The 26080-nt window shown below is 47.3% G+C and carries 17 protein-coding genes and 1 pseudogene; 8 read left to right on the forward strand and 10 right to left on the reverse strand.

The window, feature by feature from the left end; genetic code table 11:
• Positions 1-134 precede the first annotated feature (134 nt).
• Together recA and IXB50_RS09745 are read left to right on the forward strand one after the other, a co-directional pair.
• Positions 135-1217 carry a recombinase RecA gene (recA, locus tag IXB50_RS09740; RefSeq protein ID WP_215608770.1) on the forward strand — a complete coding sequence of 361 codons (1083 nt, stop codon included), beginning with the start codon at positions 135-137 and terminating at the stop codon, positions 1215-1217.
• Positions 1218-1467: 250 nt separating this feature from the next.
• A pseudogene (locus IXB50_RS09745) lies at positions 1468-2525 on the forward strand (IS630 family transposase).
• A gap of 32 nt (positions 2526-2557) precedes the next feature.
• Here IXB50_RS09745 and IXB50_RS09750 read toward each other — a convergent pair.
• The 5 genes from IXB50_RS09750 to IXB50_RS09770 form a co-directional block, all read right to left on the reverse strand.
• Entirely contained in the window at positions 2558-3130 is a 573-nt protein-coding gene (locus tag IXB50_RS09750) for an FHA domain-containing protein (RefSeq protein WP_215608771.1), read from the reverse strand.
• A gap of 299 nt (positions 3131-3429) precedes the next feature.
• Positions 3430-4302 carry an alpha/beta fold hydrolase gene (locus tag IXB50_RS09755; RefSeq protein ID WP_215608772.1) on the reverse strand — a complete coding sequence of 291 codons (873 nt, stop codon included), beginning with the start codon at positions 4300-4302 and terminating at the stop codon, positions 3430-3432.
• Between the two features lie 134 nt (positions 4303-4436).
• Positions 4437-4778 (reverse strand): DUF1815 family protein, encoded by a 342-nt coding sequence (locus IXB50_RS09760; protein WP_215608773.1) that lies wholly within the window; start codon positions 4776-4778, stop codon positions 4437-4439.
• Positions 4779-5298: 520 nt separating this feature from the next.
• Positions 5299-5514, reverse strand: coding sequence for a DUF2839 domain-containing protein (locus IXB50_RS09765; RefSeq protein WP_215608774.1), 216 nt, complete (start codon positions 5512-5514; stop codon positions 5299-5301).
• Between the two features lie 31 nt (positions 5515-5545).
• A complete protein-coding gene (locus IXB50_RS09770; protein WP_215608775.1) occupies positions 5546-7102 on the reverse strand; it encodes an ATP-dependent DNA helicase in 1557 nt (518 codons plus the stop codon).
• Between the two features lie 287 nt (positions 7103-7389).
• Here IXB50_RS09770 and IXB50_RS09775 point away from each other — a divergent pair, with 287 nt between their 5' ends.
• Positions 7390-8268, forward strand: a complete 879-nt coding sequence (locus IXB50_RS09775) for a prephenate/arogenate dehydrogenase (RefSeq protein ID WP_215608830.1) — start codon at positions 7390-7392, stop codon at positions 8266-8268.
• A gap of 9 nt (positions 8269-8277) precedes the next feature.
• Here the strand turns inward: IXB50_RS09775 and IXB50_RS09780 are convergent, their stop codons facing one another.
• Positions 8278-10038, reverse strand: a complete 1761-nt coding sequence (locus IXB50_RS09780) for an ATP-binding protein (protein WP_246564344.1) — start codon at positions 10036-10038, stop codon at positions 8278-8280.
• Positions 10039-10505: 467 nt separating this feature from the next.
• On the opposite strand from IXB50_RS09780, the gene lepA reads away from it, so the two are divergent.
• Positions 10506-12311: a translation elongation factor 4 gene (gene lepA / locus IXB50_RS09785; protein ID WP_215608777.1), complete on the forward strand. Its 1806-nt coding sequence runs from the start codon at positions 10506-10508 to the stop codon at positions 12309-12311.
• A 26-nt stretch (positions 12312-12337) separates the two neighbouring features.
• Here lepA and IXB50_RS09790 read toward each other — a convergent pair whose 3' ends face one another.
• The 3 genes from IXB50_RS09790 to IXB50_RS09800 all read right to left on the reverse strand — a co-directional run bounded on the left by IXB50_RS09790 (position 12338) and on the right by IXB50_RS09800 (position 17365).
• Positions 12338-12970, reverse strand: a complete 633-nt coding sequence (locus IXB50_RS09790; RefSeq protein WP_215608778.1) for a hypothetical protein — start codon at positions 12968-12970, stop codon at positions 12338-12340.
• 70 nt (positions 12971-13040) lie between these two features.
• Entirely contained in the window at positions 13041-15911 is a 2871-nt protein-coding gene (gene polA, locus IXB50_RS09795) for a DNA polymerase I (protein ID WP_215608779.1), read from the reverse strand.
• 98 nt (positions 15912-16009) lie between these two features.
• Entirely contained in the window at positions 16010-17365 is a 1356-nt protein-coding gene (locus IXB50_RS09800) for an alkaline phosphatase family protein (RefSeq protein WP_215608780.1), read from the reverse strand.
• Between the two features lie 263 nt (positions 17366-17628).
• Here IXB50_RS09800 and amt point away from each other — a divergent pair, with 263 nt between their 5' ends.
• The 4 genes from amt to IXB50_RS09820 all read left to right on the forward strand — a co-directional run bounded on the left by amt (position 17629) and on the right by IXB50_RS09820 (position 23336).
• Positions 17629-20289, forward strand: a complete 2661-nt coding sequence (amt, locus tag IXB50_RS09805; RefSeq protein ID WP_215608781.1) for an ammonium transporter — start codon at positions 17629-17631, stop codon at positions 20287-20289.
• A gap of 243 nt (positions 20290-20532) precedes the next feature.
• Complete coding sequence (locus IXB50_RS09810) at positions 20533-21477, forward strand: metal ABC transporter substrate-binding protein (RefSeq protein ID WP_215608782.1); 945 nt, start codon at positions 20533-20535, stop codon at positions 21475-21477.
• A gap of 181 nt (positions 21478-21658) precedes the next feature.
• Positions 21659-22438: a metal ABC transporter ATP-binding protein gene (locus IXB50_RS09815; protein ID WP_215608783.1), complete on the forward strand. Its 780-nt coding sequence runs from the start codon at positions 21659-21661 to the stop codon at positions 22436-22438.
• A 46-nt stretch (positions 22439-22484) separates the two neighbouring features.
• On the forward strand, positions 22485-23336 hold the full coding sequence (locus tag IXB50_RS09820; protein WP_215608831.1) for a metal ABC transporter permease: 852 nt from the start codon (positions 22485-22487) through the stop codon (positions 23334-23336).
• 47 nt (positions 23337-23383) lie between these two features.
• On the opposite strand, the gene IXB50_RS09825 is transcribed toward IXB50_RS09820, so the two are convergent.
• On the reverse strand, positions 23384-25909 hold the full coding sequence (locus IXB50_RS09825; RefSeq protein WP_246564347.1) for an HD family phosphohydrolase: 2526 nt from the start codon (positions 25907-25909) through the stop codon (positions 23384-23386).
• Positions 25910-26080: the final 171 nt, after the last annotated feature.

The raw sequence follows: 26080 nt of genomic DNA on the forward strand, positions 1-26080 counted from the left end.
ACAAACGTGGGCATGATGTGCTTATTCAGCGCGATTAAGTGACCCATACCGGCACGATTCGCCTGCACACTGTGGGCTGATTGTGAGCTTATAATTGCTGAACTCGGCCCAACTTATCTAAAAACTTAGGCAGCATGGCAAAAACATCCACCGAAAGTAACGAGCGCAAGAAAGCCTTGGATATGGTGCTCAATCAGATTGAGCGCAACTTTGGTAAAGGTACCATTATGCGCTTAGGGGATGCACAGCGCATGAAAGTTGAGACCATCCCCACGGGAGCTATGACGTTGGATTTGGCTTTGGGGGGTGGGTTGCCCAAGGGACGCATTATCGAAATCTATGGTCCCGAAAGTTCGGGTAAAACGACGCTGGCTTTGCACGCCATCGCTGAGGCTCAAAAGCAGGGTGGTGTAGCTGCCTTCGTAGATGCTGAACATGCGCTAGACCCAGTTTATGCAGGTGCTTTGGGAGTCAATATCGATGATTTACTTGTCTCTCAGCCTGATACGGGAGAAGCCGCTTTAGAAATCGTTGATCAGCTGGTCAGATCCTCTGCGATTGATATCGTCGTGATTGACTCTGTGGCTGCGCTAGTGCCACGAGCAGAAATTGAAGGGGAAATGGGTGATACCCATGTCGGTCTGCAAGCTAGGCTGATGAGTCAGGCCCTACGAAAAATTACGGGCAATATCGGTAAGTCTGGCTGTACCGTTATTTTTCTCAACCAGTTGCGTCTCAAGATTGGTGTGACCTACGGTAATCCTGAAACAACCACTGGAGGCAATGCTCTCAAGTTTTATGCATCGGTCCGTCTAGATATTCGTCGGATTCAAACGCTGAAAAAAGGTAATGATCAGTTTGGTATTCGAGCCAAAGTCAAAGTCGCCAAGAATAAAATTGCTCCCCCCTTCAAAATTGCCGAATTTGATATTATCTTTGGCGAAGGTATTTCCACACTGGGTTGTATCGTTGACCTTGCAGAAGAGCAGAGTATTCTGAGTCGTAAAGGTGCTTGGTATAGCTATAAGGGCGATAATATTAGCCAAGGGCGGGACAATGCGATTCGTTACCTGGTGGATAATCCAGATGTAACTGTTGAAATTGAACAGCAACTACGTCAGGCCTTACAGATTGGTGATGTAGTTGCTCCCGAAGCTGTCGATGATGCTTCTGATGAAAAACCCAAAGTCGATAAGAAAACTAAAGCAAAGTCCTAGGTCTGACCTTATAGTAGAACGCCTAGAAGGCTTAATCTTCTAGGCGTTCTACTATAAAATCTAGTTCGTTCTAGGGAATGAGATGTGGTTTGTCATTACCAAAGCAGTTCAACCTAAGCTACTTTAACTCTGTTTAAACCGTCTGAATACAAGCTTTTGTTATACTGCCGACGCATAAAGACTGAACTAATAATAGCTGTCGTCATTCCGGTAAAATCATAGGTGTTTGTGACGCTACGGGTGTGTCATCATGATACGTCTTGACTTTACTCAATCTGAGATCGATGCGCTGGATTATGAGCGTTATCATCATCCCCATCCTCAGGTACAACGGAAGATGGAAGTGGTCTATCTCAAAAGCCAGGGGTTGTCGCATCAGGAGATTCGTCGTCTGTGTCGACTTAAGAGTAAAACGACCTTGGTGAAGTACCTGCGTGATTACCAAGAGGGTGGCATTGAGGGCCTCAAAGCGCTTGGCTACAAAGGTCAACCGAGCAAACTCAATGAGCACATCCCGAGTCTGAAGGCACATTTTGAAGCGCATCCCCCGCGCACCGCAGCCGAAGCTCAAGCGGACATTGAACGCTTGACGACGATCAAACGAAGTCCGACTCAGATCAAGCTATTTCTCAAACGGATTGGGATGACCCCTCGCAAAGTTGGATATCTCCCTGGCAAAGCAGCGACTCCCGAGAAAATAGAGGAGCAGGAAGCGTTCCGGACAACCGAATTAGAACCTCGTTTAGCGGAGGCAGAAGCCGGCACCCGTGCCCTTTTTTTATGGATGCTGCCCATTTTGTCCATCGGGCTTATTTGGGGGTCATCTGGTGCTTTACTCGGATATTTATCGCCTCACCGTCAGGACGTAAGCGATTCAACGTTTTAGGGGCCGTGAATGCGATTACCAAGGAGGTCATCACCGTCACCAACCAGACCTATATCAATAGTGAGAGTATTTGTCAGATGTTGCTCAAGCTGTCGGCTCTCAACTTAGATGTACCCATCACCGTTGTCTTAGATAATGCGCGCTATCAGAAGTGTCGGGTGGTGACGGTATTAGCGGAGGCACTCAATATTGAATTGCTGTATTTGCCGTCCTATTCACCGCACCTAAACTTGATTGAGCGCTTATGGAGATTTGTGCGAAAGCAATGTCTGTACTCGAAGTATTACGATAATTTTGATGATTTCAAGGTCGCCATTGAAACCTGCATTGACCAGGCTAACACGACCCACAAAGATGCTCTTAAAACGTTGTTATCCTTGAATTTTCAGTCCTTCAAGAAAGTCCAGATATCAACCGTCTAGAGTATAGCAACTACTGTCTCTATGCGAATCCTTTAGTGGAGAGTGCGACCACCTTCTGTACTACTGTTGGAATCATCAGGAGTTTCTGTTGTGCTTCTTTCAATTCCACAGTGGAAGAAATGAAAGAGGGAGCTGCCAATACGAATACGATCTCCATCCCTTAGGGCATATACCCTTTGTAGTTTTTCACCATTAACGTACGTGCCATTAGTACTCTCTAGATCAGAAAGTATAAATCCCTGTTCTGGACTGTACTGTAAGGCTGCATGACAGCGCGATAATCGCTTATCTGGCATGGCAATATTAGACTGACGTGGATCACGTCCAATGGTCCATAGACCATCTTTAGAATAAAAGCTTTTAGATTTACCAGTGGCTAGGTTGCTGATGATATAGATTTGCTGCTCGCAAATCATGCTTTGAATATAGTTGACTATTGGTAATTGGTGATTGCTTTCAATGGCAAGCATGTCATCTAACAGCTTGCGATCATTTTCATATAATTTGGAAAAAGCTTGAAATAGACCCAGCTTCGATTCGATTTCTGCTTCGTCTTCAGCAGAGAACATCCTGCGATATTCAGCTAGGTTGTTTGGATAAGCCATAAAGTGTTCAAATAGAACGTTTGCTTTGAGCCCTGATGTTTGGGTGACGATGTAGATGCAAAAAACGGATCTCCAACTCTAGTATTCGTCAGGATTTTGGGAATATGGGGTACGCCATAGTATTTCTATGAAACCTTGAACTTGATCGGAGATATTGTGAAAAAACGGTTAATCTTCCGGACATTAAAGACCGCAATAGGTAGTACTTTTTGTTTTTAGGAAATAGTTTTTGATAAAACTTTGCGCGATTTGAAATTGCTATCTCATGCTAGGACCTATAGCTTTTCCTGAACGCTGAGCTAGCTTAAAAACTCTATTAGCTCACGATTGACGCTATTGGGAGCTTCCTGCTGAATCCAATGACCACAGTCAGGAATAGAACGTTTGATAATTATTTCATTAGATAGGCTTTGGGAGAATATGCCCGTTTTGGATACCAAATTATCATCTTCTCCCCACATTACTAAAGTGGGTGCTGCTAATGGTGAATTAGACAGCCGTGACGGACTGATCCAATTGACTATCCAATCATTCAAATTGAAGCAATGACGAGCATGTTGTAATAAGGCCGGTATCACACCTGGCTTTTGTAGTGCAGCCTGATATAAATCGGCATTTGCCTGGGTAAAAGAGCTTTTTCTAACAACTTGTTGCTGAAAGAGATATGTTAACAAGGAGGATAAATTCTCCTTGATCAGCCACTGGGGCAAGCCTGGGGTTTGCAATGCTAATAGGTGCCAGTTTCGCTGTACATGTTCCCAGCTTTGGGAAATGCCTTGTGTCAGGGCAGTATGCCAGCGCTGGGGAGTACTGAGTACGGCTAGCTTGTCTACTTTAGTTGGGAAACGACGCGCTAGGTTCCAAGCAATGGCACCGCCCCAATCATGACCAACAATATGGGCTTTGTCATAGCCCAATTGGTGAATCAGAGCAGAAATATCAGTACTGAGGGTATCCAAGTCGTAGCCATTATGCGGCTTATCAGAATCGTTGTAGCCTCGTAGGTCAGGTACCACTACCTTGAATTGTCGAGATAGATAAGGTAGCTGGTGACGCCAAGAGTACCAAAACTCGAATAGTCCATGGAGTAGGATTAATAGCTTGCCACTACCCTGGGTCACATAGTGTAGCTGTACCGAATTTGCTTGTATATACCTATGTTCCCAACTCAAAAATGCGTCTCCAAACAAAAGACAGTCTGACAAAAGAGCAAATGCGGCAAACTCCAGTCAGCACAAATCATCTGCTATTTTCATGGCATCACACAGTTACCTAAGTTGCCTGCGATAGTTGAGCTTCTTGCAACCTATGCTGAGCGATACGCAACCTGGTACTCAACAGGTTGAATCCGATACTTGACTAGATTGGCTAATTCCTGAAGCTGATTAATAGCTTCAGCCCCCTCTAGTTTCATCAGCTCTCGATCATCGCGCATTTCTGTCCATGTAATGCCGTAATCGGAAACCAAAAACCGAATCAAATGGTCATCGCCAAGGCTGACCATAAATGAAGCACTATTGAGCTGATCACCGCAAGTGTAACAGGACGCTAGATAACCTTGATTTTCAAGGACAATGGCTAGCGCTTTAAGGTTTAGGACCAAATCTTTTACGAATTGGCGGTGCTGCTCTGCAAGTCGAACAAACATTTGCGTTCTCCTTCCCACCGGTCACATTGTAAGGTTGAATCTTAAATCTTGCTTAATGTTTTTTATAAAGTATGTAATTAGTTCTTCTTAACCTTCAATCTCGATGGGGGTAATTCAGGTGGAAAATTATTGATCTTATCGATACGAACGTTTGCTAATTGAGATATGGGCGATGCGTTGGTTGGTAGTGAGAGGCGGTTCCCACATTAGAGGCGAGCTAACTTAGTAAATTAAGACCGTCTTAAATGAAAGATGCCTTATTTAAGTTACCCATCTAACTAATGAAGATGGCACTCCTATGGGAAATGGTCCCATTAGTCAATAAATTTGTAAAGAATTATTTTTGCCAACTCAGATTTCTTTATTATCTAAACTGATTTGTTTTAGCAATAGTCATTAAGCTATGACATTAGCCATACCATAGCTACCTTAAGCTTATCTGTCCAGACAAAAGGTCTTCTTTATAACGGTTTTACTAAAAAGTATGAATTGTCTTGGAGATAAATTTGAGTTTAGTGGCTCACTCAGCTAACGTCCACCATCCTAAAGCAGGACCGATAAATCTGACGGTGAACCATAAGGCAATCATCAAAACAATGCCAGCCCATGCTCCACGGGTACTCCACGTGACAAAGGCTGCGGATTGTTGTTTGGTGATGGGGAGCCAAGGCAAAATACGTTCGGGTTGACCGTAGTCTTTTCCGAGCTTTGACTGTCGTCGCTTAGCTTCTCCCATGGTGTTGTACTCAATGTCTTGCTGGTCTAGATTATAACGCTTGGTTTACTGGTGTTAGCCAACTGGGTTCTAGGTATGTGCTTTGGGCTATGGGGCTCAAGGTTTTGAGAATGGTACGGCCATAGCTGCGGTGGTTCACCCGATTGTCGAGGAGGGCTACTTTTCCCTGCTGTGCGCTGATGGGTGCGATCGCAAGCTGTAGCGTCTGCAACGCTGTAGGTAGTAAAAACAGTCGAAACCAGTCCTGATGCCTTCGTTTGTAATAGGACACTTGCCCGGCTACTAGAGGATTTTCCAGGGATGGGATCGGTAATGTAGTAATGATCAATAATCCTGGAGAGGGGCAACGGAGTCGATAATCTTGCCAAAATTCCCAGCCGGTGACTAAAATCCCATTTTCAGACAGCTCGTCGCGTTCAACTTGCACCCGTGAGCCATATTCAGCCGCTAAAATCGATCCGATTTGAGCTTTCAGCGGATTATCTCCAACTAAGATCACTGTTGGCTGGGTGCGAGTTTCTGGCAGTTGCAACAAGCTACGAATCTCTTGCAGAATTGCATTGGGAAACCGGCTGCTATTGGGCATAGGCAGTTGATCTGGGGTATAAAGCTCGATGCCATCTTGGTGGCGATCAGGGGTGAACTTCAGACAGGTAATATCGTCTAACCCCAAACGCTGGCGATAGCTCTCAGCCCGTTGTTCTTCATCTACAGCAGCCCCAATCAAAACCACTGGTTGTCGTTGCCAAATGGGGGGCATCATCTCCGCTAAGTTGACTGGAGCACATTGCAATGAAAGTTGGCCTAATTCACGGTTGAGCTGGAGCCATGTCATGCCATTGTCATGCTCTAACTGTTGTCGAAACTGTTTCCAGGCCAGTGGTAAGGCTTCTAAACCTAATGGTGTTTCCGATAGCTGCTCGTACAATTCGATGATGAGGGCCTGTTCTTCGTCATCAGCTAAGTAGCCACTATAGGGGTTCGCAGGGTGTTGAAAAGCGAGATGCGTCAGCTTGACTCGTAGATTGCGAATAATTGTTTGCTGATTCGGGTATGCCAACCCCAGTTGATGCCAATCCGCGTCGTCAAGTCTGTAGGTAAGCTGATTACGTACCCAGTCCACTAGAGGATCGATGCCATCGATCAACGTCACGATATTGTCAGGAAAGGCATGTGCCGACGGCTGGGATGGCTGTGTTGAGCTGAACTGAGCTGATAACCAAGCTCTGGGGGTTGTGATCAAGATTCCTTGAAAGGTTTCACTAGGCCAGCGTTCACCTACATGAATAGACTTGATGGTCGGTAGGGTTTGCAGAAGGGTCGGAATCTCGTCTTGTACCAATTGCTGATGAATGGCATGGGGCACCACCAAAACAATGGGGCCTGGCCATACTAAAGCAGGCATCAAATAGCTAAGTCGGTAATAGCCTCGATAGGCTGCAGTGCTGCCTATTTGGAGCAGAGCACTACGTCCCAACCGCAGGGCCCTGGCCACCAGCCGCGCCATGGTTAAGTGATGGGGCCATTGATTATGACCCTGCTGGCGTAGAAACTCTCGAAGTAGCTGGTGGACCTCTGCCTCAATCACGTTTGCGGTGACTCTCTATAAAACTAATGCTGCTGTAATGATTAACTTGGCTAGATGCTGTTATTGATTGAGAGGGATGGCTCTGACATGGAGACTATCGGTCAGAGCGTTTGAGATTAGAATCTCTCGGGGATCGGCAAGGCCGACTCAACAACTAGACATCACTAAGCTGTGTCTCATTGTGACATACTCCCTTGGGGTGTTTGGTTGATCGCTAACAGACTTGTTGCAGGTTGTCGGTCGCTATATCCGAATATTTCATGCCTATTCCATTGAGTCTCTCAACTATGTCAGTGCCGCCTATTTCTGCTTCCACTTCAAAGCCAGCATGTACCATTGGAATCGTTGGTTTAGGACTGATTGGAGGCTGTTTAGCGATAGATCTCAAGCAGCTAGGCTATCCTGTCTACGGTGTGGCACGACGGACGGCAACTGTGAGTGCGGCGATTGAGCAAGGAGTGGTGACTAGGGCTGGCTGCGATCTGACCCTAATGGCTGAGGCAGATGTAGTCTTTGTCTGCACACCGATGGCAACCATTGTGCCAACCGTGCAGAAATTAGCAAAGTGCTTACCAGAGTCGACTATTGTGACGGATGTCGGGTCTGTCAAAGGTGAGATTGTAGCAGCGGCAACGGCACTTTGGCCGAACTTTGTTGGGGGACATCCTATGGCAGGTAAAGCCGAGGCTGGTCTGGTTGCTGCCGAAGCGGGTCTATTTCAACAGCGTCCCTATGTGATCACCCCGCTGGAAACAACGCGGTCAGCGGCGGTGGATCGGGTGTTTGAGATCGCCACTCAACTTGGAGCCAAGGTTTATAAAGCGACACCTACGGCTCATGATCAGGCGGTAGCTGCTATTTCTCATTTACCCGTGATGGTGAGCTCTAGTCTGCTCCACACCTGTTTAGGTGAGTCTGACAGCCGTGTCAAAATCCTCGCTCAGCAGTTAGCCAGTAGTGGTTTCTGCGATACCAGTCGCGTAGGCGGTGGAAATCCTGAATTGGGTACCATGATGGCCCAGTACAACCGATTAGCCTTACTCCAGGCGCTACAGCAGTATCGGTACCAGTTGGATACCATGATTGACCTGATTGAGACAGAGCAATGGGACGCATTGTCACAAAGATTGAGCTTTGCTCAACAAGAGCGCCCAAAGTACCTTTGAGTGTTCAGCCTATGCAGATTGTTTGCCTTCTGTCTCAGCCATAATGACTGGCTCCTGATACAAAATTGCTGTGAAGGTGACTGTAGAACCGAGGCCTTCGCCCATACTAATAAACTGAACTTTGCCGCCCATGGCCTCGATTAGGCGCTGGGAGATAGCTAGTCCCAGACCGGTACCACCATATTGCCGAGTACGTTCACCATCTACTTGGCTAAAGGTTTGGAAGAGGCGATTTTGCTTTTCGAGGGAGACACCAATGCCTGTGTCTTCAACGCTAATTTTGATATGTCCAGGCCATACTCGTCCCCGGAAGCGTAAGCTTTGAGGCTTGACTTCAGCTCTGATGGTGACACCACCTTCAGGAGTGAATTTAATGGCGTTACCAATCAGGTTGAGTAGAACTTGTAAAATCCGTTGATAATTGCCATACAGCTTGATTTCATCAAGGGTTGCAGGCATCTTCATGTCAAAGTATAGCCCTCTCTGCTCGGCCTGGGGACGCGTGAAATTCTCGACATCACAAAATAGCTCCTGCAAGCTAATGGCAGTCAGATCAATCTCCATCTTGCCTGCTTCAATCTTGGCGATATCCAGCACATCGTTGATCAAATTAAGCAGGTGAAGGGCAGATTTATGGGCTTCTTCGATAAATTCTTCCTGCTCTTCTGGGTCATCGGCCATCCCATCCAACACTAATCGCAGGAACCCAATCATGCCATTGAGAGGGGTGCGCAGTTCATGGGACGTATTGGCTAGAAATTCACTCTTGAGCCGTGAAGCTTCCTCTGCGTAGCGTCTCGCTTCTTCTAGTTCGTCGTTTTTATCGATGAGCTTCTCATTCACCTTTTGGAGATCATCCGCTAGGGTGCGACTTGCCTCAAATAATTTAGCGTGGGCAATGGCAGTCCCTACTTGATCGGTCAGTTCATTAACCAGCTCGATTTCTAGGGGGTGCCATGGTCGCTCAGGTGGCATTTGTAAAAGCAGCACGCTATTAGGCTCGTCCCGATAACAGGTGGCTACTGTCAAAACAGTGTAAGGTCCAGAATCATTATCTTTTCGCTCAAAATCTGACAAGACGGGTTTGAGCGTGTTGATGGTGCAACGAAAATCTGCTTTCCTTTCTAATTCAAAGGTTTGGCCTAAGCATGGCTCTAGTTTAGGTTGGTGGAATTCCGCAACCACATTCAAGGTTTGCATGGCCACTGAGTAATCGCAGACCAAACACCGGTGCAGGTCTAAAAGGTTCCCTAAACCGTCGACAGTTTGTTGCCAGATTGTTTTTAGTTCTAGGGTTTTCCGGATATTAGAGGCGATGTTGGTGAGGACACCGTGATAGTTAGAGAGGTTTGCCCGTAGGCCGGCTTGAGCATCACAGGGTAGATCAGCCACGATACCCATGGTGCTCAAATGTTGTGGCATCTTGACCCCTCCAGCGATCGTGAGGATTGAGCCTTGTCCCTTGAGATGCTTTTGGCCAGGGGCATCGGGCCACTCAGTGGCACTGAGGCTAAAGTCTAGACCGACTGGATGAGGGCCACAGCGGACTACGCATTGAAATTGCTGAGGTTCACCATCGGTCAAGACTTGTTTTACCCGTTTGAGGTAGGGGACAGTGGCTACTGGGCCAAAGAGTTTATTAATGGATTCATGCAAATAGCGATCGCAATCTTCCTGAAGCGTATGAGGCCAATGAATAGCAACAATTCGACCACTGGCATCATGAATGACTTCGAGGGACGAATTATCAACTGTGGCTGGGACGACCATAGGTTCTGAGTCAGCTGTCACTTGCGATCGCATAATCCGGCAGAAATTATGAGCCCTATCTTTAACTGCTTACGAGTTTTCTCGGTATAGATCCGCAACATCTATACCAATATTGTTCCTTCGCAGTATGCAAAGACCTCTAGATTCTCTAAAACCATGCTGAATCATGAGGTTATCAAGGCTGTTGATTGTAGCTGTGTCGAACATGCCAACCTTGACCGTTGGTAGGACGCTACGGCTATCTTTCATCTTGTCACGGGATTAAGCCAATGGTCATCCCTTTCAATCAACCTTCTTCAGAATGGCATATCGAAAAAATGGTTGGTGCTTAAAATATAGACGCTTAAAGCTCCTATGCAGAGCCCGTAGCCTTACCCTGATAGTCTCAAGGATAAGCAAAGTATCGAATTGAAGCATTAAGATAAGCTAAGCGCTTTGATAATTTACCTTCCGTATATTTTCTTTCCATGACCGACGTACCCGTTTCCCGTATTCGCAATTTTTCGATTATTGCTCATATCGATCATGGCAAGTCTACGCTGGCAGACCGTTTGCTGCAGGAAACCAAAACCATCAGCGAGCGGGATATGAAGGCTCAGGTGCTCGATACGATGGACCTGGAGCGGGAGCGGGGTATCACTATTAAGCTACAGGCAGCTCGGATGAATTACCTGGCTGAGGATGGAGAGCAGTATGTGCTCAATCTGATTGATACTCCTGGACATGTCGATTTTTCCTATGAGGTATCCCGTGCCTTAGCTGCCTGTGAAGGGGCTTTATTAGTGGTGGATGCTTCCCAGGGGGTGGAGGCACAGACTCTGGCTAATGTGTATCTGGCGTTGGACAATGATCTAGAAATTATCCCGGTTCTGAATAAAGTGGATTTGCCTGGTGCCGAACCGGATCGGGTGAAGAAGGAAATTGAGGACATTGTTGGTCTGGACTGTAGTAATGCCATTCTGGCTTCTGCCAAAGAAGGTCTGGGCATTACTGAAATTCTGGAGTCTATTGTAGAGACTGTCCCTGAGCCTGAGGACAATACGGAGAAGCCGCTACGGGCGCTCATTTTTGATAGCTACTATGACAGCTACCGTGGGGTGATTGTTTATTTTCGGGTGTTGGATGGCACATTGAGCCGTCGCGATCGCATCCGTCTGATGGCCTCCGGTAAAGAATATGAAATCGACGAGTTGGGTGTACTCGCTCCCCATCAGATCGAAGTTGATGAACTCCATGCTGGTGAAGTGGGGTATATATCTGCTTCCATTAAAGCCGTGGCCGATGCCCGCGTTGGCGACACCATTACCCTGGTTAAAAAGAAAGCTGAAGAGCCCTTACCGGGTTACGTAGAAGCTAACCCCATGGTGTTCTGCGGACTCTTTCCCACCGACTCTGATCGCTACGAAGATCTGCGCGATGCTCTAGAGAAGTTAACTCTCAGTGATGCTGCCCTGCAGTACGAGCCTGAAACCTCCAGTGCCATGGGCTTTGGTTTCCGCTGTGGTTTCTTGGGACTATTGCACATGGAAATTGTGCAGGAGCGGCTGGAACGGGAATATAACCTGGATTTGATTACCACAGCGCCATCTGTGGTTTATCGAGTTACCACGATTGACGGCACGGTGCTGAATATTGACAACCCTTGCGAACTACCAGAGCCCCAAGAGCGGGAAAAAATTGAAGAACCCTACGTCAAGGTAGAGATTTTCACCCCTGAAGAGTTTGTTGGCACTCTGATGGACTTGTGTCAGACCCGTCGCGGCGACTTTAAGGATATGAAGTACCTGACGGAAGGCCGCACCACCCTGGTGTACGAAATTCCTCTGGCAGAGGTCGTAACCGATTTCTTTGACCAGATGAAATCCCGGTCTCGTGGCTATGCCAGTATGGAATATCAGCTGATCGATTATCGGGTGAACTATCTGGTGAAACTAGATGTGATGATCAATGGAGACAAGGTGGATCCGCTGGCGGCTATCGTCCATCGCGATCAGGCTTATTACGTGGGTAAGGCCTTGGCAGAAAAGCTGAAAGAGCTGATTCCCAGACACCAATTTAGAATTCCGATTCAGGCCGCCATCGGTAGTCGGATTATTGCTAGTGCAAGTATTCCAGCTTTGCGCAAGGATGTATTGTCCAAGTGCTACGGTGGTGATATTTCCCGTAAGAAGAAACTGTTGAAAAAGCAGGCTAAAGGTAAGAAGCGCTTGAAGGCAATCGGTACGGTGGATGTGCCCCAAGAGGCATTCATGGCGGTATTAAAACTGAATTAGCAGTTATGTCAATTGACCGTAAATCATCATCGCGTGAAGATTGGTATTCCTATCACGCGGTTGATCTTAAAACAGGCTACAAACCGTTGTACGGATTCACGGTCTGACTTAATGCGTTTTTTCATCACTTTGTAACGCTTGAGAAGTGCGCGATCGCTACCTTCATCAAACACAGCAAACATGCCCGAAAACGCATTGAACTGTTTGTACGGTAGCAATCGACTGAAGACGACATATCCCGGTTTGGCAGTTTTACTCAGATTGATATTGATTACGGATAAAGGTTGGTGATCAGAAGTATTGAGAAGATCATTAACCGTCAAACAATTCTGCTTAGGATGGACACTGCTTATTTTAAAGAGGGATGTATAAGAAGCCTTGGCTGCATCCAAATAGGAAATTTCTTCAGATTTTAAGTGAGTGTGATCACTCCGATATCGTTCCAACATAGTCTGACCGTTGGACAATATTTCGTGCAAATAAAAATCTATTAGAAAGTTGACTTCTTCCTCGTTTTCTAGAACAAGTCGTTTGCCTTGGCCGACACCCATGACTCGAATCATTCTGGGCAACTCTGTTTCTAAGCCATATTGCTCTGGTATTTTTTCACTGAGGCGTTTTCCGACACGCCGCATTTGTTTGTATTCTTTCAAAGACATTAGATTGAATGGTGCAAATGAACTAGCTATAAGGCTTCAACTCGGTTTAGTGTTTTGGTTAAACTTAAGATCATTTGGCGTCCATCCAATTTTTGCCCGCGTTGATTTCGACCTTTAAGGGCACCGATAGCTTCACGACGGATTCCATCGTTTGGGTGATTTTTTTCTCTAATTCTGGCCATTCATCGGGGGGAATTTCAAAAATTAGTTCGTCGTGGACCTGTAGCAATAGTCTGGCCTGATAGTCCTTGAGAACTTCATGGAGCTGAATCATCGCAATTTTGATAATGTCAGCACTGGAACCTTGAATGGGTGCATTGGCGGCTGCTCGTAACAGGCCTGCATCATAGCCACCTGGTTTGAGCTTCCCGAGTTCAATTTCATCTGGAGATCGACCCTTCAGTGGCCTCAAACTATTGCTAGAAAAGTTGAAATATCTGCGACGTCCGAGAATCGTCTCCACATATCCATGGGCGATGGCTTCACGCTGCATCTGTTGCAAGTACTCAAATACCCGCGAGTAGCGCTGGTTAAATTTATCGATAAATGACTTGGCTTCGGTGCGACTGACACCCATTTCTCGGGCAAAGCGCACGGCACCCATACCGTAGATAACGCCGAAGTTGATGATTTTACCCATGCGGCGTTCGTCTGAAGTGATTTCCTCTTTATCCAGTAGCAATTGGGCCGTAAGGCTATGGACATCTTGCCCGGTGCGATAGGCATCTACCAAGACCGACTCACCGCTGAGGTGAGTAAGAATCCTCAGCTCGATTTGGGAGTAGTCGGCAGCGGCTAGTAGCCAATCTTCCTGGGGTAAGAAGGCCTGACGAATTTGACGACTAAAGGCGGTGCGAACGGGGATATTTTGCAGATTTGGATTGGATGAGGATAGACGACCGGTGGCGGTGACAGCTTGGTTAAAGTCGGTGTGGACTCGGCCCGTATCGGCTCGCACCAGCTTGGGCAGGGCATCTACATAGGTGGATTTCAGCTTAGACAATGTGCGATGGCTGACGATACAGTCCACTACTGGATGATCGCCCTGAAGTTTTTCCAGCGTAGAGGCGTCGGTGGAGTAGCCGGTTTTGGTTTTGCGAGTTTTTTTCTTATTTAGGCCCAGTGTTTCAAACAGCAGAACGCTGAGCTGCTTAGGGGAGCTGAGGTTAAATTCTTCGCCTGCGTAGTCGTAGGCTTTGATTTGTAATTCGTACAGGTCGGTTTCGAGCTGTTCTGAGAATTGTTTAAGGTAGGGTTCGTCGATGCGGATGCCGGTGGCTTCCATGTCGGCCAGAACAACTTCGAGGGGGACTTCGATGTCGCGGAAGAGAGTTGCGATCGCATCCACCTGTTTTAATTCAGCCTGTAAAATCGGCACTAACCGATAGGTACTGTGTACATCCCCACCGCAGTAGACTGCCACCTGTTCGATAGCAATATCCGCAATAGTTTTGCCCTTTGGTACCAGGTCGCTGTAACTTTGGGCTGCCAGATTCAGGTGACGCAATGATAAATCTGTCAGATTGTGGCTATTTTCTGGATTCAGCACGTAGCTGGCCAGCATGGTGTCAAATACTACCCCTGTCAGCTCAATTCCCTGGCGCTTAAGCACTGCCCGGTCATACTTGGCATTTTGTAATGACTTTGGATAGTCAGCACTTTCCAAAATCGGTTTAAGTGCAGACAATACATCTGTCAGTGGTAACTGATCTCCTGCCAGGTGTCCCACCGGTATATAGGCCAGATCGGCTGGCCCTTCTCCCCAGCAACAACCAATACCAACCAATTCAGCATCCAGCGGATCAATCGCGGTCGTTTCCGTATCCCACGCCACAATGCCATCAGTTTGAGCTTCTAACTGCGTGACTAATGCTTGAAGCTGGGCCTCAGTCATAATGATCTGTGGCTGAATATCTACTTCTTTTACGTCACTGGCGGCATCCGTTTCTTCTGCCGTGAAAAAGTCGGTTTCCTCATCTTCAACCGATGTTGATACTTGCTTGGGTCTGGCGGTAACTTCACCACCAAATGCTGTCTGTAATTTGTTCAGACGATTAATAAAATGCTGAAATTCTAGATTTTTTAGCAGGGGGACAACTTTGCCTTCGTCAAACCCATCCAGTTTGCAATCAGCTAGTTCAACATCCAAATCAATATCAGTGACGATGGTGGCTAAATATTTAGATTTATCTGCGTCTTCTTTGCCGGTTTCCAGCTTCTTTTTCACCGCGCCCTTCATCTCAGGCACCGCGTCATAGACTCGTTCCAGGTTCTCGTGTTCCGTTAGGAGCTTAACGGCAGTTTTCTTACCAATGCCCCGCACCCCCGGAATATTATCTGAGGTATCCCCACAGAGGGCTTTATAGTCGATCACCTGATTAGGCTTAATGCCTAGTTTTTCTTCGACTTCCTTAATGCCATATTCCTTGGCCAGACCATTGGTGCGGCCAAAGGTACTGCCCAAATGGAGCACCTTAATGTGTTCGTTATCGTCAATTAGCTGAAATAGGTCCTGGTCACCGCTGAGGATTTTGACGGCATAACCTTCCTGTTCAGCTTTGGTAGCGAGGGTACCAATGACGTCATCTGCTTCAAATCCGGGGGCTGTGAGGATGGGTAGCTTAAAGCCTGCCAAAAGCTGCTTAAGATTTTCGACATCCTCAATGAAATCTTCGGGTGTTTCTGGGCGACCTTCTTTGTAGCTTTCTGCGGCTTCGTGGCGAAAGGTAGGCTGAGCGAGGTCAAAGGCAACAGCTGCGTAGTCGGGTTTTTCGACCACCATCATGTCGCTCATGGACTTGAGAAAGCCAAAACATACGCTGGTGGGAATACCTTTGGAAGTACGCAGTCCTCCATCACGACTTTTGGCGTGGGCGTAGTAGGAGCGAAACGCCAGGGAGTGACCGTCGATGATTAGCAGGGTGGGTCTGTCAGAACTCAAAACACATGTCGCCAATGCAGCTTTTTAATTAAAGCGTGTCCACGTCCAGAACTGCAGTTTTTTCGATGAAGAGCTTTAGGTTTCAAATTGAATGTGGTTTATGGGGTAGTTTGGTGGAATAAATTCGCAGGCCTCAAATAGTCATTAGATTCGTTACTGTGCCGACTCGTTAGATAGGCAAACGGAATTTGTGCTTCTGAGGGTGTTAATCCACCATGGGTTCCTCGTTGTTGGCCTTTATAGTGACCGTCAGGTCCGGCAAAGAAGACGGTGTTAGAGTCCTCAGGTAGGATGACGATTTGACCGACGACATTTAAGAATTCCTGGGAAGGGGACTCACCAAATAAGGTATCGGCCACATCTTGTATGAGCAGGACTTGGGCAACACCAGCTAATCGTTGTTTTAGCAATGTTAGAGCCTGATCAACATACTCTGGTTTTACCTGTAAAAACACGTCTCGGCTGGATCCACAGGGAAATAGGGGAGCACCGTCCTGGCTGTGGGCCAGCATCGGCATTAGCTCTGGAATTTCTTCGTCCAAATAGACAGTTGCTGCTGCATCGATGACGACCTGACCGTGGTCGGCGGTCAGTAAGATGGCAATATTCTGATGATCGTTGAGGTTAGAAAATAAGAGGTTTTCCAGGGTTGCAAAGACTTCTTTGACGCGATTCCAGACGATGTCTGAGGTGTAACCATGGTCATGACTAAGGCTATCAATGTCTGGGAGATAGAATTTTACGTATTGTTGGCGAGTTGCGGCGTTGAGGATGGCTTGTAAATCGTGTAGTCCTTTCTCTAACGAGCTGTAGCCACGGCGTTGAATCATGGGATTTACGGCCAGGGAGTAACAGCCATCGACGTACGCTTTGGGGAGATATTCGATTACATCAATGCCTTGATCTATCAGCCGTTGATGAAAGGTACTGGGAGGAAAAACATCCTCTGGCTGGATGTCGGCTTCGAGGAGCGTATGGGACTTTTTGGGGTGACGACCGCCTGCGTCTTCGCCTTTGGAAAAAATCAGGGGTGAAATGACTCGATTTAGAGAAGGCCATGCTTGCCGCCATTCGAAGACTTGGGATTGCTGGGGTAATAAGCCGGTATTCAGGCAGTGGACATGGGCGGCGGTGGTGGAGGGGAATAGGGTGCTGAGTTTGGAAACGACACCCTGATCGATAAAGCGGGAAATGCCTGGCAGGTTTTCCTGGGCTGCGCGGTTAAAGAGGTTCCAGCCGAAGGCGTCGATTAGAAAAAGAACAACGTGTTTGGGTTGAGGGTAACCGGTAGGTCCAAAGACGTCGTCTGGCAGCCCTGACTGTTGGGGGGTGTCGAGTAACTTACTGATGGTGCCAGGAATTTCGCTAAAGCAGTAGTGACCGTATAAGGGGCGCTGGAGGGTTCCTAGAAACGTGGCAGAGTTGACTGCTGCAATTGATTTTGTATTCAGCATTTACCCTATGCCTTGGCTGGCAAGTATGTATGATTTCTAGTGTAGAAATTATCTATATGAGTGGCGTGGCCTTATTCTATCCACCGTGGGGCAGCTTCAACTCTGCCATCGCTCTCTAGTCACAGTTGTTGGGTATATTAGGTTGAATACTATTCAGTTCTAAGATTAGACTCCGTAATTTGTCTGGTTACTGCTCCGTACTTCCGGGCTCCTCTGTACACATAGAGAATTGGGTAAGCATATAGCTCCATCGCTGCATAACTATGCCGTTGTCATTAGATTCACTTTGGGTGGTTGTGAGTGCCAGCTTGGTGTTTTTGATGCAGGCAGGGTTTCTCTGTATAGAGGCTGGCTCTACTCGCCGCAAAAATAGCATCAACGTAGCGATCAAGAATATTGCTGATGTCGGGTTATCGATCATCATGTTCTGGGCCTTTGGCTATGGCTTGATGTTTGGTGCTTCTGTTAATAATTGGTGGGGCTTCAGTCAGTTTTTTCCAGAGTTTGGTCAAGATACCTGGCCCATTATCTTCTTTCTATTTCAGGCAATGTTTTGCAGCACCGCTGTCACCATAGTCTCTGGTGCCGTGGCTGAGCGCATGACAATTAGGGGATATCTGCTGAGTACCTTGCTGATATCTGGCTTGATATATCCCTTATTTGGGCATTGGGCCTGGAATGGCTCAGCACAGTCGATAGCTACAGGGTGGTTAGAGCAAAGGGGCTTTGTTGATTTTGCGGGTTCTACAGTGGTGCATAGTTTAGGGGGATGGGTATCCCTGGCTGCTGTGGTTGTCATTGGCCCTCGTCTTGGGCGATTTTCCCGACCAAATTTTATTCAACAGGCTCCCAGCGCCGATTTGCCGTTAGCGTTTTTAGGAGCGTTGCTGCTGTGGTTTGGATGGTTTGGGTTCAATGGTGGCAGCACGTTTGCATTCAATGATCAGGTGCCAAGAATTTTGGTCAATACCTTATTGGCTGGAGCCGCAGGACTCACTGCTCCCCTGATATGGTCCCTGGGCATACAAAAACGCCAACTTCCCTTCAAGGCGGTGATGAATGGTTCTCTGGCTGGTTTAGTGTCGATTACTGCGAATTGCCATGCCGTGTCCATGAGGCATGCCGTGATCATTGGCGCTGTGGGTGGCATGGTGATGATGGTCATGGACTATGTGCTGGACCAATGCAGAATTGACGATGCTATTGGTGCGATGCCAGTACATCTAGGTCCAGGTATTTGGGGCACCCTGGCTGTTGCACTGTTTGCTGATTTAGAACGCTTAGGTACTGGGCTGAGTCGTTGGGGGCAATTAAGAGTACAGGTAGCAGGCATCTTATCCTGTGGATTGTGGGCATTTACTGTAGCGCTGTTGGTATTGTTGATGCTCAATCGCTATTTAGGATTACGAGTCTCGCGCAAGCATGAGTACTTGGGCTTGAATATGTCTGAGCACGGAGCCCGGAATGAGTTTCACGATCTTTTTGCCACTATGCAGCTTCATGCCAGAACAGGCAATTTGGAACGCCGAGTACAGGCTGGTGCATTGACAGAAGTTGGACAAATTAGTCGTTGGTATAACCAAGTTGTCGAGGCTTTGGAGCGTGCTACTGCGAAAACCCAAGCCATTATTACCACGGCGGTAGATGGCATTCTTACGGTTGATTCGAGCACCTTGGTTATTCAAAGTACGAATCCAGCTGTTGAGAAGATTTTTGGCTGTGGATGGTTGACGGTAGTGGGTCGTCCACTATCTAGCTTGATCAGGACAGATTTTTCCCTGTCTCACGAGCAGGCGTTTCAGTCGCTTCAAACTTTTGTGAGCCAGGGAGCTCAAACCGGTCAAGTGTACGATGCTATTGGCTTACATAAGGCAGGTCGTCACTTTCCAGTGGAGATTACGGTCACGGTATCTCGTATTCGATCCGAAGAATTTTTGACCATTATGGTGAGGGATATTAGCGATCGCAAACAATCGGAATCAGCCCTGATTGCATCTGAACTGGAGGCTCGTCAAACCGCAGAGCAGCTGAAACGAGCCATGGAGGAGCTGCAGCGAGCTCAGGCGCAACTGTTGCAAAGTGAAAAAATGGCTGGGTTAGGACAGTTAGTGGCTGGCATTGCCCATGAAATTAATAACCCGGTCGGTTTTATCTATGGCAACCTCGAACATGCAATGCAATATGTCGAGGATCTGTTGTTAGTGCTTGGCCATTATCAAGCAGAGGCAATACAACTTTCCTCCAAGGCACAGGCAGACATTGCCAATGCGGATTTAGAGTATGTCAGAGAAGATTTTCCAAAACTAATCAGTTCGATGCAGACAGGCACGGACCGTATTCGAGATATTGTGCAGTCCTTACGAAACTTTGCTCGCTATGACGAATCGGATTTTAAGTCCGTTGATTTGCACGAAGGCTTAGATAATACCTTGCTGTTATTGAGCCACCGTCTTAAGGCTCAGGCCAAACGACCAGCGATTCAAGTGAAGAAGGAATACGGTACGTTACCCAAAATTCAATGCTATGCGGGTGCATTAAACCAAGTATTCTTCAATATCTTGACTAATGCGATTGATATTTTACGTGTTCATTCAGCCGGAGAAATTCTGCTAAAAACCGAGACTCAGACGAATTGGATTGTGGTGACGATTGCTGACAATGGCGCAGGGATTCCCAAGGCGTTGCAACAGCAAATTTTTGATCCGTTTTTTACGACTAAGGCAGTGGGTAAAGGTACGGGTATGGGGTTAGCGATTAGCCATCAGATTGTTGTGGATAAGCATGCAGGCAAGCTTGAATGTCACTCTGTGCTAAATCAAGGAACGATATTTAAGGTGATGTTGCCACGCACATTGGAGTTCCTCATGTCAGAGCCTAAGGGCATGGAATTATCCATACCGGAGTCCACAATTCCAGAACCCTAATCAGAATGGTTATCACGTAACGCTTTTAATGTCTGCGATGGCATGAATATTGTATTCATCAGTAGGCGTATGTAGGCGTAATCAGGGGCATAACCCTAACGCTGAAAAGTTGAGTCACAATACTCCGGGGCTATAGACATGTCGGTCGTCAGCAAATTTTGAGCTGTCAGCAATTTTTAAGCTGTGCATCTCCACATCACCATTTAATTATGAGACAATTATGAAAAATGAAACAATTATGAAATGGCTGCACTAGCAATACTCAATCAAGTCAAACAAGGTTTTTTGCTAGCAGGTATAGCTTTGCTAGTTGGTCTTGTTGGTTGCGGGCCAGACGTTTCCACATCTGAAGACTCCGCTGCAAGTGACAAGAAGGTTGTACTGACAACGTTTACGATTCTGGCAGACATGGCTCAGAATGTTGCCGGTGATGAACTGCGGGTTGAGTCTATTACCCGCATCGGTGCAGAAATTCATGGCTATGAGCCAATACCTAGCGATTTGGTTAAGGCTCAGAAGGCTGATTTGATTCTTTATAACGGCATGAATTTGGAGCGCTGGTTTGAACAGTTTTTGGGTAATGTGCAAGCTGTTCCATCAGTGATTTTGACGGAGGGAATTGAGCCAATTGCGATCGCAGAAGGTCCCTACACTGACAAGCCCAATCCCCACGCCTGGATGTCCCCGCAAAACGCACTTATATATGTGGAGAATATCCGCCAGGCGTTTATCGAACTCGATCCTGAAAACGAAGCCACCTATAACGCCAATGCCGAGGCCTACAGCGAACAGCTAACAGCGATTGACGAAGAGCTGCAGGCTAATCTTGCCAAGGTGCCAGATGGTCAACGGTATCTGGTGAGTTGTGAAGGTGCATTCTCCTATCTGGCTAATGATTATGACTTGGAAGAAATTTATCTTTGGCCCATTAATGCTGAGCAGCAATCTACCCCTAAACAAATTCAAGGGGTGATCGAAGAGGTTAAAGCTAACGATATTGCCACGGTCTTTTGCGAAAGCACTGTCAGTGATGAGGGACAGCAAGAAGTCGCTCGGGCCACGGGCGCTAAGTTTGGAGGCAATTTATATGTCGACTCCCTGTCTACAGAAGATGGTCCAGTACCTACCTTTATAGACTTGCTTGAATACGATACTCAGGTGATTAGTGAGGGGCTGGTATCACCATGATGCTTGACATTTTTCGATATCTTTCCCCTCCTGGGAGGGGCTCCGGGGTGGGTGTCCGCTGGCGCTAACGATCGAAACCCACCCCGCCTCTGGCACCCCTCCCAGGAGGGGATAACTCTAGATTTTTTCGCTTTAACGAACTCTGAGATTTCATCCTTTGTCCTCTAGCCCTTAACCCACGATGCGATCAGACACCTTTGGTATCACCGTCGAGAACATCAGTGTTACTTACAGTAACGCTCATCTTGCCCTCTATAATGCCAGTTGCTATGTCCAGTCCGGTACTATAACTGGCCTTGTCGGTCCCAACGGTGGCGGTAAATCCACCTTGTTCAAAACCATCATGGGGTTTGTCAATCCTAACCAAGGTCGAGTTCACATTGATGGCCTCTCTGTAACAATGGCGCAAAAGCGGCAGCTGATGTCCTATGTGCCTCAGGCGGATGACGTGGACTGGAACTTTCCAGTGAGTGTCGCCGATGTCGTCATGATGGGTCGCTATGGCTATATGAATATGCTGCGGATTCCCGGTCGTGAGGATCGGCGTCAGGTGGCAGAAAGTTTAGAGCGTGTGGGGATGACGGACTTTTGTCATCGGCAGATTGGGGAACTGTCCGGCGGTCAGAAAAAGCGGGCGTTTTTGGCACGGGCGATGGCACAAAATAGTCGGGTGATCTTGCTGGATGAGCCGTTTACTGGGGTGGATGTGAAAACTGAAAAGCGGATTGTGAATCTACTCATGCAACTGCGGGATGAGGGCCATACGATTTTGGTTTCGACCCATGATTTGGCGTCGATTTCTACGTTTTGCGATCGCACTATCCTGCTCAATCGCACTATCCTTGCCGAAGGGACCACCGCCGATACCTTCACTGAAGAAAACCTATCGATGACCTTTGGTGGTCTGCCCCTTAGCAGTTTGACTCAGAAGCACTCCATCTCCCAACAGCATTATGAGTAATCTCTGCGCTTTACCGCTACCTGTGTTGGGACTGCTATTGGAACCTATGTGGCAATGGTTACTAGAGCCTCTCCAGGCTGGCTTTATGGTCAAAGCCATTTGGGTGAGTGCGTTTGTCGGTGTTGTTTGTGCGGTACTTTCTTGCTACATCACCCTCAAGGGCTGGTCTCTGATGGGTGATGCGGTATCCCATGCCGTAGTGCCTGGAGTGGTGGTGGCCTATGCGCTTGGGCTACCTTTTGCGTTGGGGGCCTTTATCTTTGGCTTTGGCGCGACAGTCATCATTGGCTATGTAAAATCCCAAACGCGACTCAAAGAAGATGCCGTGATTGGTGTGATCTTTACTGGCTTCTTTGCGTTTGGTTTGGTCCTGGCTACAAAAATTCCCAGTAACGTAGACCTGTTTCATATTTTATTTGGCAATGTGCTGGGCATTTCCCAGTCAGATATTATTCAAACTCTGATTGCGGGCTTGGTCACGCTGGTAATTATTTTGCTGCGACGTAAGGATCTGTTGCTATTTTGCTTTGACCCCAACCATGCCAAGGCTATTGGCCTCAATACTCAGCTGATGTATTACACGCTGCTGTCAGTTTTGGCCCTTACCATCGTCACAGCGTTACAAACCGCAGGTATTGTCCTCGTGGTTGCTATGTTGGTCACACCAGGGGCCACTGCTTATCTACTGACCGATCGCTTTGACCATATGCTAGCCATTTCTGTTGCTACCAGCGTTATTTCCTGTGTCTTAGGCACTTATCTGAGCTATCACCTAGATGTTTCTACTGGTGGCAGCATTGTTGTACTAATGACCATCCTGTTTGCTCTGGCGATGGTCTTTGCTCCCAAATACGGCATTCTGGGTCAAAAACTGAGACGTCAAATGCCTAGTGTATAGATGATGTCATTGTTTACTGAGCTGAGTTGAAGCATGGCGTCTTCCCATTAAGAAAGCTCCTTAGCGGCTAGTGCTCCTTTGGGATAGGCAATCCGCTTGTGGTTAAACTGTTGCCATACTTGGACAAACACGTTGGCAATGACATCCATATCTTTGCGAGTTAGGCAAGAATCAACCAGTTGCTTGTCTTTCCAGCGTGCGCGCAGGATTTTGTTAACCATGGCGTAGGCATCTTCAGCACAGGCTTCTTTGTTGAGCGATCGCAACGCCGCCTCACAAGAATCAGCCAGCATGACAATACCGGTTTCCGGTGATTGGGGGATAGGACCGTTATAGCGAAAATCCTCATCTCGGACTTCCATCTCAGGATTTTGGCTAGCGATTTCCTGAGCTTGATAGTAGAAATAGCTGATTAGCATCGCTCCCTGATGTTCAGGTATAAAGGCCTGGATGGCTTTCGGCAAGCGATGCTTCTTGGCCATAACCAATCCTTCAGTAACGTGCTTTTTGATAATATCTGCACTGACCCAAGGGTCGTCGATTAAGTCATGTTTATTGGGGCCGCCCATTTGGTTTTCAATAAATCCAAGTGGATCATGCATCTTACCAATGTCATGGTACAAAGTCCCTGCCCGCACTAATTCTATGTTGTGACCGAGAGCACGGGCGGCAGCTTCTGCCAAGTTGGCTACAAACATCGTGTGTTGAAATGTGCCGGGGGCATCTGCGGCCAGTCTTTTGAGCAGAGGACGGTTGGGGTTAGATAGTTCTGCTAGACGAATGGGGGTCACCACATCGAAGAATGACTCCAAGTAAGGACTGACGCCTAGTGCAACAATGCTCCAGGCAATACCATAAGCGCCAAACAAGGCCGAGTCGCGTAGTACGGTGTACCACACAGAGGCAGCGACACTATTAAACATGAGGGTGAGTATCAGGTGGATGAGGCCCTGGGTTAGACCGACGACGCCACCGAGAAGGGCAAATTCTTCTCGTGATCTCAACCGAGGTGCAATCCAAGCACCGACTAAAGCTGCACAGGCAGCCGCAAATAAGGGCAATACAGCCACAGACCCCCCTACTGGTAATAAAATCACCAGTAGGCCAATCGTTACGGTGGCCAAAATATAGCCGTAAAAGCTGCCCAGCAAGAGGCCTACAGCGGGTAGTCCCAGACCGGGTATTTTCAGGGCCATCAGCGCCGCTACGCTCACAATTACAGATAACACCAGTAGATGATCACGCTGACGAAGCCCCCCTTTTTGCCAATGATCAACCCATAGCAATGTGCCCACACATGCGCTTACTAAAGCCCCAAAGCTAGAAAAACCTAGCCAGTTGAATCGCCGTTGAGTCAGGTTAAAGTGATCGAGTAATACAAAATCACCTTGGGTGATGGTTTCGCCCTTGTTGACTATGGAATCGCCCTGCTCAATAGATACAGTGACTGTTTGAACTTCATTTTCGACCTGCTCCGCTCGCAGACGGGTTTGTTCCTGGTCTGCGATCAGATTAGGTTGTAAAACAGAGCTAACTATTTTGGCTGCTATTTCTTTCGCTATGGTTTCTTGGCCAATCAGTTCATCGCGATTTAGACCGACTAAAGGATCTAGTTGGAGCGTGCCTTGCAGCTGTGTATCAATAGCTTGGTTCCATAGTGCAGTAGGCATCCCTTCGTGAATACCTTGCGTTAACATTCGATTTACTACTAAACGACTAGCTGTCTGGACAGACTGCCAATCAGCATCACTCAGCTCAAATAGTCTGTGATCTAATGGCTGAAGGCTACCACGCGTTGTCAGGTTCTCTAGCTTGAGTTTCGTGGTTGTATATTGTCGCCGATGAGTATCCACTTGATTGCGGATTGCCTTGATAGATTGTAGTGATGTCCGTTCTCGTAACCGCACTAACTCGCCAAGTGCAATCCGTTGGTTGGTTTCCAGGGCATTAATCCGTATTTGTAGTGAACCATTGGTACCTTGCTGTAGAACAATATTGGTTAGTTCTGGTACCTGAGCTAAATCCCAAATCTCTTGCCAATCTTGGGGTGGTGCTTGGCGTAGGTAACGCTGTGTTCGACTGGATAGTTGAGCTGTGGATAGATAAGGAATGTTACCAGCCTCCTGCCGCAAACCAGTTCCTTGACCTAAAATACCGTTTGCTTCTTCCAGGATTGCTTTTGTTTTTTCTTGATCAATTTTTAGAATGATGGTTGAACCACTGCGAGCCGCTTGGCGGTTTTCCTCAGTGGTGATCATGTCTGGCAGGGTGGCATTGTAGGGAGCGATAAACGTATCGGTAGCGTGTGTCCCCACTGTTAATGCAGGCTGGTTATAAAAGCGTTGTCCTAAAATTGCAGTCAGTAGTAATACTGTCAGCAATATAGCTACCTGGGTTTGATTGAGGGGGGTATGACGTGAAATGACATACAGCCCCGTGGAGTGATTGCCTGACCGGGTAGACTGACGTATAGATGTGTTGGACTTTTGACGTATAGATGTAGAAAGCTCTGGCAACTGAGTTTTGCACCAGCCGACCGAAGTACGCAAACGTTGCCAAATTGCTTTGACCATGAATGTCACCGACTGCATGAAAGGCCCCAACAACCAAGGCTGGTAATAATCAATCGATAGGAATATCGTTGATTGAGCAGCCTGCTAGCGTTAGACACCAGTGAAGAGGTTAAAGGGGACATTGTGTAGTCCCTAAGCACACCCGAGATGTCTTGAACAACTGAAATTCAA

The organism is Leptothoe spongobia TAU-MAC 1115 (genome assembly GCF_018739885.1).
Taxonomy (GTDB): Bacteria; Cyanobacteriota; Cyanobacteriia; order Phormidesmidales; family Phormidesmidaceae; genus Leptothoe; species Leptothoe spongobia.